Annotated in this window: 8 protein-coding genes; 2 read left to right on the top strand and 6 right to left on the bottom strand. The window is 49.2% G+C overall.

Annotated elements, in window-relative coordinates; all coding sequences use genetic code 11:
• Window positions 1-7: 7 nt before the first annotated feature.
• The 5 genes from ACFQ88_RS22895 to ACFQ88_RS22875 all read right to left on the bottom strand — a co-directional run bounded on the left by ACFQ88_RS22895 (window position 8) and on the right by ACFQ88_RS22875 (window position 8,160).
• Complete coding sequence (locus ACFQ88_RS22895) at window positions 8-955, bottom strand: ABC transporter permease (protein WP_379457098.1); 948 nt, start codon at window positions 953-955, stop codon at window positions 8-10.
• A 71-nt stretch (window positions 956-1,026) separates the two neighbouring features.
• Window positions 1,027-2,742, bottom strand: coding sequence for an extracellular solute-binding protein (locus ACFQ88_RS22890; protein ID WP_379457096.1), 1,716 nt, complete (start codon window positions 2,740-2,742; stop codon window positions 1,027-1,029).
• A gap of 115 nt (window positions 2,743-2,857) precedes the next feature.
• Window positions 2,858-4,507, bottom strand: a complete 1,650-nt coding sequence (locus ACFQ88_RS22885; protein ID WP_379457094.1) for a response regulator — start codon at window positions 4,505-4,507, stop codon at window positions 2,858-2,860.
• Between the two features lie 16 nt (window positions 4,508-4,523).
• Entirely contained in the window at window positions 4,524-6,266 is a 1,743-nt protein-coding gene (locus tag ACFQ88_RS22880) for a sensor histidine kinase (RefSeq protein WP_379457092.1), read from the bottom strand.
• A gap of 415 nt (window positions 6,267-6,681) precedes the next feature.
• Complete coding sequence (locus ACFQ88_RS22875; RefSeq protein ID WP_379457090.1) at window positions 6,682-8,160, bottom strand: type 2 periplasmic-binding domain-containing protein; 1,479 nt, start codon at window positions 8,158-8,160, stop codon at window positions 6,682-6,684.
• 179 nt (window positions 8,161-8,339) lie between these two features.
• Here ACFQ88_RS22875 and ACFQ88_RS22870 point away from each other — a divergent pair, with 179 nt between their 5' ends.
• Entirely contained in the window at window positions 8,340-10,091 is a 1,752-nt protein-coding gene (locus ACFQ88_RS22870; RefSeq protein ID WP_379457087.1) for a sensor histidine kinase, read from the top strand.
• 15 nt (window positions 10,092-10,106) lie between these two features.
• Window positions 10,107-11,690: a response regulator transcription factor gene (locus tag ACFQ88_RS22865; protein WP_379457085.1), complete on the top strand. Its 1,584-nt coding sequence runs from the start codon at window positions 10,107-10,109 to the stop codon at window positions 11,688-11,690.
• A gap of 100 nt (window positions 11,691-11,790) precedes the next feature.
• Here ACFQ88_RS22865 and ACFQ88_RS22860 read toward each other — a convergent pair whose 3' ends face one another.
• Window positions 11,791-13,656, bottom strand: a complete 1,866-nt coding sequence (locus tag ACFQ88_RS22860; RefSeq protein ID WP_379457083.1) for a glycoside hydrolase family 97 protein — start codon at window positions 13,654-13,656, stop codon at window positions 11,791-11,793.
• Window positions 13,657-13,677: the final 21 nt, after the last annotated feature.

Below are 13,677 nucleotides of genomic sequence, written 5' to 3'. Positions count from 1 at the left end.
CCTCCTCTCAAAACACGCGATAACCCGCATATTTCATTGCTGCCTTATATCCGATGGCGATGAAAATGAATGAAACTACGGATTTAAACAACCCGGCTGCCGTCGCTACTCCATATTGGCTGTTTAATAATCCGATCCGATAAACGTACGTATCTAGAATATCGCCCGTCGAATAGACGACCGGACTGTACAGGTTAAACACCTGATCAAAACCCGCATTGAGGACATTCCCCAGGCTGAGTGTCCCCATCACGATAATAATGGGCGCCATTCCTGGAAGTGTTATATGCAAAATTTGTTTAAAGCGGTTGGCGCCGTCCATAACCGCAGCTTCGTAAAGAGAGCTGTCGATGGAAGTGATGGCAGCCAAATAGATGATCGTGCCATAGCCGAATTCTTTCCATGTATTCGAAATAACAAGCAAGTAAGGAAACCAGTCTTCGTTCGCCAGGAAGAACACCGGCTCGAGTCCGAACGATTTCATCAGTACGCTGACAATCCCGTCCGTAGGTGACAAAACATCGATCAGAATACCGGACAAAATGACCCATGATAGAAAGTGCGGCATATAAATGACGGTTTGGACCGTTCGTTTTATCGCGCTATTGCGGACTAGATCCAGCAGAACGGCGAACAGAATCGGAATCGCCAGCCCTGCAACTATTTTCATAATAGCTATGTAAATGGTGTTCCACAGCACACGTATCGTATCCGGCATTTCATAGACGTATTGAAAATTTTCCCATCCTACAAGCTCCGAACCGAAAAAACCTTTGGTCGGGTTATAATCCTGGAAGGCCATCATAATTCCGATCATCGGATAATAACTGAAAATCGCCAGGATGGCGATGCTGGGTAAAATCATCGCGTACATCGGGAGCTGCTGCCTGAACTTGAGCTTTGTATTTTTCGGCTTTGTTTGGGCCTGACTGATGGTCATAACTTCATTTTGCATGCTCTGCACCCTCTTCCATATTGAAAGGAATAAGACGAGGAGCTCTCCTATTCCTTTCATCTCTATCGGATTTATTTCACTGCATTCACTTCTTTAGTAATATCGTCGCCGCCGAGTTTTTTCCACTTTGCGACGAACTGGTCGAACTCGTCTGCCGGATTAGATCCCATGATGATTTTCGTAAACGTTTCATCCTGCATTTGCTTCAACGTTGCACCTTTTTTCGTCATTGAATCCGTATCGGCTTTGATATATCCATTTACGATAAAATTATTAGAGGCGTAATATCCGCTGATCACACTGAACGCGCTGTCTTTCGGACCGGACCAGACGTAAGCACTCCACAGTTTATTATCTCCGTCCATGTACTTCTGGATTTGCGTCATGTTATCTTTGATCCAGAAATTGTTCAGCAACGACTCGTCTTTCGTGTCGAAATATTTTTTCACACCATCATGAATCAAAATGTTCTGGGCCGGGTACGAACCGCCCAAAACCGACCACTTATAATGCTGATCCGGGTGCGTTTCTTGCTCGCCGTTTATCCCGTGAAATTTGGGATCGAAATCCTTGCTCATCGGAATTTCTTTGGCGTAATGATAGTTGTAGAGCTTAATGACCGCTTCCGGATTTTTCATATTTTTGTTGACAACGAAGTAGACACCTGTGGTTGGGACAGAACCGTGAATCATCGGCACAGCCGGTTTATCGTCTGCCGAGACGAGTGGGTAAGCCCTCCAATCCGCTTTCGGGTCTTTATTTTTACCGTCCTGCAGCGGATAGAACGGAACGTAGTGCGGACCAAAAAACATGCCGATTTTGCCAGATACAAGCGACTCCGCTACCTTCGTTCCATCCTTAACGGAAAACTCTTTGTCGATATAACCGTTTTTGTACATTTCCGCTAGCTTGGACAAAGCCGTTTTCACCTGCGGCTGTATGCCACCGTATACCAGCTGGCCGGAATCCCCTTTTATCCATCCGTTTGGATAAGCATGGTATCCCCCAAAAAAACCTGACAAGTCAGCTAAATCGCGTTCATAAAGCTTCTTCGTAAAGGCGAGTCCGTAAGTATCGTTTTGACCGTTGCCATCAGGGTCGCTCTTCGTGAAGGTTTCGGCGATTTTGAGCACATCATCCATCGTTTTCGGCGGCTGCAAGCCAGCTTTGGTCAACCAATCATAGCGAATCCACAGTATTGGCGCAGCATCAATCGCTCCGCCTAGTTTAGGCAAGGCCATGAGCTTACCGTTAACCGTCGCTTGGCTGCGCGCAATCCCGCGATCCTCTTCCCACATTTGTTTGGTGAAAGGAGTCGCATATTGTTCGAAGAGTTGGGTCAAATCCATGGCGACCCCCGAATCGACCAGCATTTTGAATTGTCTGGCGTTCGCTGGAATGATGTCAGGCAGGTCGTTGGAGGAAATGGCCACGTTCAGCTTTTCCTCCATTTGTGCTGCAGGTACACTCCAGTTGTATTTCACTTTGATCCCCAGTTCATTTTCGTAAGCTCTAGACCAAATGTTGTTCGTCAGCACATCGGCTTGCTTGTTTATCATCTTTTGGACATCGTCCTCGATGGCCTTGACGGATGTCACTGTGATCGAGGTCGCGTATTTCGCCATGGGATCGGCAGGTGCAGGGCTTTCAACAGCTGAGGGATTAGTGGGTTTAATGCCTTCATTAGCTGAGCTTTCGGGCTCATTGGCAGATTTCGAACAAGCCGATACCAGGATCAATGGAATAGATAGTACAACCGTAGTAACAAGCTTCATACGTTTGTTCAAAGAAACCTGACCCCCTTTCGAATTATCGTATAATGGAAGAGGCGCCTCTCTTGATTACTAGTATAAAAGGGGTTGAAACGCTTTCATACGATCATTTGATGACATTCGAATCATTTTAATACTTATTGAACGATTCCCGGTGTTCTTTGGGACTCATGCCGGTTAATTTCTTGAATGTGCGGGCGAAATTGGAGCCGTACCCGTATCCGAGCATTTCCCCGATCTCATGGACATTGATGTCGGTATTCTCAAGCAACTGCTTGGCCCTTGCGATTTTTTTCTCTTGGATATAATCGGTAAGGGTGCTCCCTGTTTCTTGCTTGAACAATCGGGACAAATACGCCGGATTGAAATGAACCCGCTCCGATAGCTTGACTAAGGTAAGTTCATCTTCAATATGATCCTGAATGTACTGACATACGAATGAAACGGTATCCGACGCCCTTTTGTTCCTTTCGATATCCTGTACATCAATAATATGGCCTGCAAGTTGCTTGACAAACGTCCACGCTTCGGCGAAGGTCGAGAATTCGTCCACGCGGAATAATCGGTAATATCCGGTTTGCAAAGAGAGGCGAGGAAGCAAATTCCAGCGGTTCATATGGGAAAACAAAAGGGTCGACACCGAAAAAAATATTTCTTGTACGATGGGATCAAGGATGCTGGCATCGGGATGGAGTTGGCTTGCGATATCGTCCATTTCCTTCATAAATGAATCCCTTTCCCCTTTTTCAAGCAGCGATTCTAATGACATATGCTTGCCGAAGGGGAAATATTTGGCCGGTACAGCCGTTTTCGCGATTTCGGAAGCAGGTACGCTCTCGTCCGTTAAGAGCATTTCGATACCCGAGCCGATTCGGAAATCCATTAAATACCGAAGTTGGTTATAACCTTCAGGTAATTGATTCCATCGAATTCGAAAGGTGAGCATGACGAACGAAACCGTCGTATTGAGCGATTCCCTGCATGCTCGTTGAATGGATTCCAAAGTTCCCTTAAGGAAAACCGCAGCTTTCTCTTCAGAAGCTTCCCCCTCATAATCATGTCTGGGTTGGGCCACCCATAACATGTTGCCATGGCTGTCTTCCGATGGCAATAGATGCAGTCTCGGAGATAAATATTGCTCTGCAATATGCTCAATCGAGTAATAATATTGATTTTGATCCAAATAAGAGAGACCGTATGGCAAGGTGTCGACTCTCGCCATGAACAAAAGACAATCGTCGTGTGCCCTCATATTCATCTCAAGCTGTACGAACTCATCCTCCAGCGCCGGCAGCTCGTATTTCGCGCCCCCAAGCAGATGGATAAGAAAATTCCTGCGCAGGATGGAAGACATGGTCTTGAGCTGCTTCTTTGCCTGTGTCACGATTTGCATGTCTTGCCGTTTTGCTTCAATGCCGGCGATTGCGAGACGAACCGCTTCCACTACTTTGTCGTAGCCCTCCGTCTTAAGAACGTAATTCACGGCGCCTTGTTGGATTGCTTCGTAGGCATATTCAAAATCGCGATATCCCGTCAAAAAAATGATCTTGCATTCGGGCCAGTCGTTATGAATAAGTCGGGCTAACTCTAGACCATCCACCCCCGGCATTCGAATATCGGAAATTACGATGTCAAATTTGGTTTTCTCAAGGCACCGAACAGCTTCTTTGCCAGAATAAACACGTATGACGTCAAGCTCCGGATCACCCAATTCGATAAATTCATCATATAACCCATCAGCAATGACCGGTTCGTCATCTGCAATCAAAAGTCTTATCATACACTTACCTCCTTGTTTAATGGATGAAAAGTTCGATCGTAACCCGTAATCCGCCCAACTCGCTGCGGTGTACCCGGATTCCGCTTTGTTGGCCAAAATATAGACGAATCCGGCGATGAATGTTCACGATTCCTGTAATTTCTTCCGTTTGCACTTCCGATTCGAGCTTACTTCTAATATACTCCAGCTTTTCGTCGGTCAAGTATTCCCCATTGTCGTCAACGATAATCCGCAAATCGGTGTCGCCCATCTGGAATTCGACTTCCAGCTTTCCATTCTTTTCTTTGCGCTCCAAGCCATGTTCGAAAGCGTTCTCCAAAATCGGTTGAAGGATGAGCCGCGGCACTTTGAGCTGAGAGAACGCGGAAGGTAATTCTCTGAACCGGGTGCGGATCCGATCCCCGAACCGTTTTCGCTGGATGTCGCAGTAAGTTCGGGCATGCCTCACTTCCTGTTCCAATATCACTTCATCGGCATCGTTCCGGGTCAAAAATTGAAAGTATTCTCCGAGCAGCATCTGGAATTCCAGCAAATATTCGTAATCTCTCCTCTTGGTCATCGTATACAAAATAAAAAAGCTGTTATATAAAAAATGCGGATTGATTTGAGCCTGCATCTGTTTCAATTCGGCGCGCTGTATCAGTATTTTCTGCTTATAGGATTGATCAATCATAATATTCAGCTCACCGATCATAGCGTTGAACCTGTCATACAAGTAACCGAACTCATCTGCCGTTTGATGTTTAATCGTAAAACTCATATCCCCCATCTCCAGCCTTTTGAATGCTTGTATGAGCTTCTTCATCGGCTGGCGAATGTAACGGTAGAGGAAATAGGTGAAAATAACGATGATAAATAACGATGCCGCTGATAATATCCAGAACCATATTCTATTTTTATTCAAAGATTCGAATATCGAGTTCTCAAAAATATAATGAAATAAAGTGAAGCCGGTATACGAAGATGTCTGGGATATTAAAAGATATTTATGGTCACCAACTGTGATGGCATGTTCTCCTTGGCCAGACAAAGCTTTATCGTGAACAACCATGCTCACGATTTGTGCTAAAGTGTTCGGATCCCCACCTTCAGAAACGATGAACGGGATTGCCCCCGAATCATAAATGAAAGAGCCGCCGCCGTCGTTATTAAATAGATTCAAAGCGTTTCGAAGTTCTTCATTCGATAGCTTCACTATCACATTATATAAAGGCGGATCCGACTCCGAATATTTTAATGGGAAAAAGGCGTTCAAATAAAGATGGTCTTCCAACCGGGTAAGCTGCGAAAAGGTTGAATTATCGTGAACAGCCATAAGATTGAGGTCCTTTTCGGTGACTTCGTCAAAACCAGTTCCGTGATGAATCTTTTTGTTAATAGAGGGAATTACAGCATCAACGCTTTCAATATATCGACTACTATTTTTAATGGCGGCCATACGCTGCTGCAGCTTTGAAATATAGCTGCCTTTCTCATAGTCGCCTAAATACTCCGCCCCGTTTGCAAGAACATTAAGATCGCTGCTAAATAACGTATCCGATTGCTGAAGCTTGATTCCTTGAATTTCTTTGTCCAAATTTTTTTGGAAGTCCGAAATTTGTGCTGATTTGGCATTCAGGATCCCTTCTCTAATCGTATTAGCACCCCAGTTGTAAACCATGATGCCTATGAAATAATTAGGGATAATCATGACAAGGAAAATGATGATCAAGCGGGTAAAGATTGACTTTTTCCATAAATTCAGCTCGAGTCGGAGCATGGCTTTAACACCTTCTAATAGATTAGATATTCTTGTATTTAGCATACTCTCCTCTATTCTGGATCGCCCGCGTCCGACTTACCGACAAGACGATCAGTTTGTCGGAGCCACCTGAGGGATGGCACACCTGTTCGACGAGCATCCTTCTCCTGCCGGTTTGTTCGCTGCTCCCACAGAGGCAAAATAGCTTCCTGTGTATGCAATCTCTTTCCGCTATCGAATAACTACCACGAACAACTGCCTATCTCCGTTAATCCCCATTATCACCTGAATCCCCACGAAAGAAAACTGCGTAAAATTATATTCTACGCAGCTCCTCAAAAACCTTTGTATATTCTGTTAGTCAACAGCCCTTTACTAGCTACAGCCATTCATCATATTAGTTAAACCCGAGAGTGCGCTGGAATCTTGATCACTATTGCCCGTCACCCAAGCTAATCTGCTGCTTGGCCGAAGCGACATACATGCTTTCATAGTGGAACTGCTCTTCCAGCTCCATTAAGAACCGATTATAGCTCTCCAACGGACGCTGACCGTAGACGAATTTCCACAGCTCTTGCTCGATATACCGCTTGGCGTCGTCCAATCGAAATCCGTCCGGAGGCTGGACCAAGCCGTCATAGATGGGTATGAACGGCTGCCTCGCCGCCATCGTAAAATCCTTTTCACGATCCGGGAACTTGGTTCTGAGATAGCTCATCTCGTCCCGTCCAGTCAACTGATAGGCGTACCCCTGCATTTCCTTCAAATTCTCGTTCACGACAATCTTTCCGTTCGTCTCATTATAGTGCTTGCCCGGCAGACCGTACATCACAAGTTTGTTCCCCTCTGGGGTGGAGATATAATTCAGGAGCTGAATAATCTTGTTCAGCTTCACCTTGTCATTGCTAACGGATTTGGGAATAACAAGGATACTTTCGGATACGTCCTTTGCATATGCATACTTGTCGCCGTCTGGCCCCTGCGGGGGATCAATCGGAATCCAGTGGGCGTTCGCATTCATTGTCCGATACTCATCCAGCTGCCAGTTCGGCCAATTGAAATAGAACAGTCCGAGCTGCCCCTGTAACGCTTTCTCCTTGTGCTGCAGGCCCGTATTCGAGACAATGCCGGGATCCACCCCCTGCGTCTCGAATATCGAGTGGATGTAAGAAAGCGCCTTGGGCGTTGCCGGATCATACAGCGAATTAATCAGCTTGTTGTCTTTTTTATAGAATGAGCCCGGATACGTCGTGCCAAAAGCGCCGAACAGCGGCCCAAGCGCCTGATTCGGCCTTCCGCTGAACCCGTACGTATCCTTTTTCCCGTTACCGTCGGGGTCCTTCTCTGCCATCGCCCGGACCACGGTAAGAAACTCCTCTGTCGTTCGGGGAACATTCAGCTTCAGCTTCTCCAGCCAATCTTGCCGGATCCAATAGCTGTATTGATAAGCGGTTTCCGTTATGGGCAAGCCGTAGACACCTCCTACGACCTCCACAAGTCGCAACCTCTCCTTTCCGACCATCTGTAAGGAAGGTTCAAGTAAATCCAAATACGGCGACAGGTCAAGAAGTAACTGTTGGTTGCTATAGTGAACGAAATCTTGGCGGTTTCCGATACTGAACAAATCTGCATTGGAGCCCGTCGCCATCCCCATCTTCAGCTGGTTCTCATAATCCTCGGGAAGAAACGTGCGGATGATCAAATCTATACCCAGTTTTTTGTCAAGCTCTTGCTTGATGGGATCCTCCTTCGGATCGGGAAGAGGTCTTGTACCGATCATATGGACCGTAATCTTTACTCGTTCCTGCACCGGCTTCGGTTCCTCTTCCTTGCTGCAGGATACGGTCAAACAGGCAGCGGCCAAAAGCAATGCAATCGGGCTATACACTCTGCGGTTCAATGCTGGCTCCAATAGGCTCGTCCCCTTCTGCTGTCAATATATCGTTCGGATTCTATTAGTGTACAACGAATGGATAGGAAGTTTAACAATATCACGAATTTTTCCATAAAAATTCCCCTTACTTTTAATCAGGACTGCATTCAACTTTGGTACAATAAGGGTACCTGGGCCGCTTGTAAGGAGGATGAAGTATGCATCGATTGCATTATTACATGAATTGGAAGCTCTCGACCAAAACCTTCTTGCTTGCCTTCCTGCTAACGGAAGTGATCATTCTGCTGCTCGGCTATTCGTATTACAACTATTCTTCTAAAATCCTTGTCTCCGCACAGACCAAGTATGCGATTGATATGAACGCCAAAACCAATAACAACTTGGAGATACAGCTCCGGTCGATCCGCAATTTTGCCGCATCAATCGTCGGGGACAGTCGGCTGCTCGAGGACAGTCCCACCGAAATCAACCGCTGGTTTCACGATAATCTACTATATCTGCTACCGACGGTAAATAATATCCATTATATTCAAGATGGCATCGTAACGGCCAGCACCTCTAACATCGGCTGGATGCTGATGAACAACGAAACCTTTAAGTGGAATCGCGTCCGCGTGCTGGATGCGAATAAGCTGTACTGGACCGAGCCGTATTGGTCGGAGGCGTCCCAATATACAGTTACCTTTTTTATGCTCATTCCGGGCAAGGAAAATTCACGGATGATGTTGGCGCTCGACATCGGCTTCGAGAAGCTCTATGAAGCTCTTCTCCCCGATGCGCCCGATCTTCTTCATGGAGAGCTGATCCTGCTGGATACAGCGAACCACCCGATCTATGGCAAGGGTTCACATACCCGCTATAACGTGTACACCAACCAAGTGGAATGGATGAACTTCCCTGAAGCGATCCTCGATACCCCTTGGAATGAGTATTCCTTATCGCAGCTGGTGGCTGAGAATAAAACCGATTATTTTCTAACCCGCAGCAGCAATAACGTGATGAACTGGCAGGTCATGTGGATGATGGACAAGACGGAACTGCTGAGACCGCTTGCGGCCACGGTTCGCTTCACCGTGGCACTTGCCGTCGCCTCTCTGATTTTGGCTCTGGTGATTGCTTGGATTATGTCCAAGATGATCAGTCAGCCGATACGGCAGTTCGCCTTGTCGCTCGATGAGATCAGCTCCGGCAATCTGAACGCCAAGATCCCCGTAAACCGCCGAGATGAGATCGGTAATTTGGCCCGCCATTTCAATCGGATGACGAAGCAGATCGGTCTGCTGATCGAGGACCTGAAGACGACAGAGGCGAAGAAAAAGGTCTTCGAAATCCGCATGCTGCAGGCGCAGATCAAGCCGCATTTTCTTTTTAACACGCTCAATGCGATCAGTATGAAATCGCGTGAGGGGGATCTGTTAAAGGTAGATCTGCTTATTTCCTCCCTCACCCGGCAGCTTGACTATAGCCTGACGCATGCGATGGAGGATGTTAGCCTAAAAGATGAATTGAACGCATTGGATCACTACGTGCAGCTAATGCAAGTGCGCTACGAAGGTCGTTTCGCCTATGAAACCGATATCGATCCAGCCACGCTCAGCTACAAGCTTCCCAAGTTCACGCTGCAGCCGATCGCGGAAAATTGCATCTTCCACGGCTTGACGCCAATGCAGGGCTCTGGGACGCTGTTTATCGGGTCCACACGTGATGGCGATTATTGGGAGTTGCTCATCGAGGACAACGGTATCGGCATCCCGGAGGATGTGATAGGGAAGCTGCGGGCCATTCTGAAGCGCGACTCCGTCGAAGAAGCAGACGAAGAGGAAGGGATCGGCTTCGCGAACGTGCATTACCGCCTGCGGATGCTGTATGGTCCTGCCTATTCCTTGAATCTCGATTCCTCCCCGGACTTCGGTACCCGAATCCTCATTCGAATGCCCGCCCAACAATAGGAGGAGGTAAGGATAATGAAAAAAATACTTCTGGTCGATGATGAACCCCTGGCGCTGAAACACATCCGCCATACCTACCCTTGGAAGGATTGGGGGTATGAGATCGTCGGAGAAGCCGGCAACGGGGAGGAGTGCCTTGGCATGATCGACAGACATCAGCCCCACATCGCCCTGTTGGACATTACCATGCCAGTCATGGACGGGCTTCGCACGCTCAAAGAAATAAGAGTCCGATACCCGGCAGTACGGTGCATTATGCTTACGGCGCATCGGGATTTCGATTTTGCGCAGCAGGCCATCCAGAGTGGAGCTATGGGATACATCCTTAAATCGCCGATTGATATGGAGGCCACCCGCTCCGCACTGGACCGAGCTTCAGCCGATCTAGACAAGGAGCTGGACCTGGAGACCAACAAGCGAGCCCGCCTCAAGATCGTGCAGAACTATCAATACTCTCTACGCAAGGATTACTTTGATAAAATCATCTCGGGCGTGCTGGCTGAGCGGCAGGAAATGGTCCGGATCGGAGCCGAGCTTGACATTGATCTCGAAATGCCGCCGTACCGGCTCATCGTATGCCGTGTGGACGATTTGGCTAGGTATGCAGCCCGGTATTCGGAGAAGGATAAGCCGTTGCTCGAATTCTCCATGTTAGAGATCGTCAGGGAGACGCTGGTCGAGAAACTACCAGCCGGCTTCGAGCTCTTCCCGAACCGATTCGGACAATTTACCCTTCTGATTAACACCTCGGAGCCTGCCCTAAGCGAGGAGCTTCTCCGGGAGCGGCTGCTACAGCTGGAGAAGCCCTTGCAGCAGTTGATGTCGGTGCGGCTCTGCATGTCTCTCAGCCCTTCCTTCGAGGCGTTACATTTACTAAGAAGGGTGTATTCCCGTGCGGAGCATCACCTGCGCTACCGGTATTATCAGGGGAATCCTAATCCGATCTTCGTAGAGAAGGAAATTCCATTCCATCCGGTGCCCCCGAACTATCTGGAGCAGCTGTCAGGGTCCTTCCCTAAGGAGGCGTTGTCCCAAGGTGAGGACCCGCAGACCTTTAAGCTATGGCTGCAGCAGCTGGAGCAGGTATTCGGCGAATATCGTCCGGAGCCAGCCGAGGTACGAGGGTTCCTGAAGGAACTGCTTCTGCACCTTCCAGACCGAATGGCTCAACCGTATGAAGCCGCTTTGGAGGAGCCTTCCTTCCCGCTAACTGTAGCCAGCCTTAGCCGGATCTGTGAGGAGCAGTATCGGAAGCACCAGCAGAAACGGCTGCGTCCTGAGGTGGCGCTTGCTAAGCAGTATATCGACCAGCATCTGGGGGATGACCTTTCCTTGGAGGACATTGCAAGGGAAATTCAGTTCAGCCCGTCCCACCTCGGACATATGTTCAAGAAGGAGGTCGGCATGACGGTATTCGACTACATCCTGTCCCGGCGAATCGAGCTGGCCAAAAAGTATCTCTTGGACGGACAGTACCGGAACTACGAGCTGGTAGACCGCATCGGCTTCAACAGCTACTCCTACTTTTGTACGATGTTCAAAAAGTATACCGGCATGACGCCCAACGAGTTCAAAAATGAGGCTAGAGGCGGGAAATAGATCAAGAAGGAGCAGCGCTCAGGCTGCTCCTTGTTATTTATTCCTCAGCCGATAGTTTTTACCCGGCTATATGGTAAACCGATTCCTTCGGCCTTCCCCATCATGTGCTCAACTCACCTGCAGGCCGCAGCACAGCGACATAGCCCCCGTTAGGCAGCATTCGGATCTTCAGGCGATGCGCACCGCTCTCCAGCGCTGTCTCCTCCCGCGTGAGGGAGGCATGATCAGCATCCGATAGGATGACCGCCCGATAACTCTTATCCGACACCAAGAACAAAAGCTCCTCCGATGCAATCTCGACCGGTTCGGCGATCCCGTTCAGCACCGCCACGTACCAGACCTCGCCCTTTCTTCTTGCCATCGCTGCCAGTGCGCCGATCCGGCTCATGTCCAGCACTATCGTCTCATCCCAAATCGTAGGCAGCTCCTTGATAAGGTCGAGTGCTTGCCGACAGGACAGCTCATGAAGCAAATACTCGGGATGCTCGGCAATGACTTGCAGCGGGGAAGTGAAAAGAATCCCCGTCGCCAGCTGATGAGCGAAGGTCGTATCACCCGGGTTGGAGAAACCGATCGGTGTATAATCCCCATGCCCCGTCAAGAACCGGGTAAACGGCAGCGCAGCATTGTGCCATGCAGGAATCGGTCCTTCCTTCATCTTGTTCAGCTCCAGCCCCCGGATCCCTTCCCTGCTGATCTCGTTCGGGTAGGTTCGGGACTCTCCCGTCGGCTTCGAAATGCCATGGAAGTTGACCATCAGCTTGCGCTCCGCTGCAATCCGGAGAGCCGCCGTTTCGAAGGCAATCGAGACGAAGTCCTCGCAGTCGATAAAATCGATCTTGAGCCCTGCCGCGCCTACCGCTTTTACTCGGTCCATGAAGTCGCGCATAACCCGGTACTGATCAGTGGGATCGTTCATTTCCTTCGATCGCTTCCAGACAAACACGCCGATTCCCTTCGAAGACGCATAATCGGTCAGTAACTTCAACGTGGCCCACTTGTGGTCCCACAGCTCCCAGCCTTCATCTACCGTAGTAAATTCATAGCCTAACGCTTCGGCATGATCGATCATCGCCTTCTCTTCCTCGAAGCTACCTGTTCCCCGGCTCCACCAGCGCCAAACGGACCGTCCGGAGCGAATGTAGCTCTGCTCGGGGAACAGTGCCGGGTCCGGCGGCGGATTGAGGTTCGTAAGCAGGTCGCTGTTCACCAACCCGTTCAGGTCTGGGCTGAGCAGGGTGACTCGCCATGGCGTAACTACCTCCCCGGTAAGCCGGAAGCCTTCCTGCCCTTCGGTAAAGTTGGCCTTCACGGTGCAGTCACCCACCGCCTCGAGCCGCATACCACTGTAATTGTACAGCGCCGCTTCACAGATAACGGCGTATCCCCGTTCCTCCGGAAGCTCGACAACCAACGGACTCCCCTGAACGGGTCCTTGAGAGGAGACCGTATGCAGCTCCCCAGCCCCGGCACGAATCCATTCTCCAGCATAGCTTTTAAGCTTCCAGCCGTTATTTCGCTCGAAGAACCACACGTCCGCCTGGGCTGGAAGCTTCCAAGAGGAGGCTTCCCCCTGGATCGTTACCGTGCCCCGATCAGGCAGGACATAACGGATTGCAAAGCCATCCTCGTACGCACGCGCTTCCACCATATACTTGATGCCCGAGCCTTTATGGGTAACGGCTACTTGCATCACACGACAGCGATTATCCGCCACCGCGTGGACTCCCCGGACCGGATACGTCTCGTCTACCTCTGAGTAGACAGGTGCTTCCGCCTTTACTCCGTAGCCGAGATGCTGCCCGTCTACGAGGACACCAAGGTCTGACAAGCCCACGACGGGGGTTCCCCGGAACTTCACCTCATATTGAAGCAGCCCCTGTGCATTAATAAGTAGATCTCCGCTTACTGTACCTTCCGGACTTTGCAGCTGGTAACGCGATAACGGAATGGATGGATTGATCATGACATTCATCTCCTATGAAAA

The sequence above is a fragment of the Paenibacillus sp. NPDC056579 genome (assembly GCF_042793215.1).
Taxonomy (GTDB): Bacteria; Bacillota; Bacilli; order Paenibacillales; family NBRC-103111; genus Paenibacillus_S.
The sequence above is the reverse complement of the archived record's forward strand: the minus strand, read 5'-3'. Positions and strand labels throughout refer to the sequence as shown.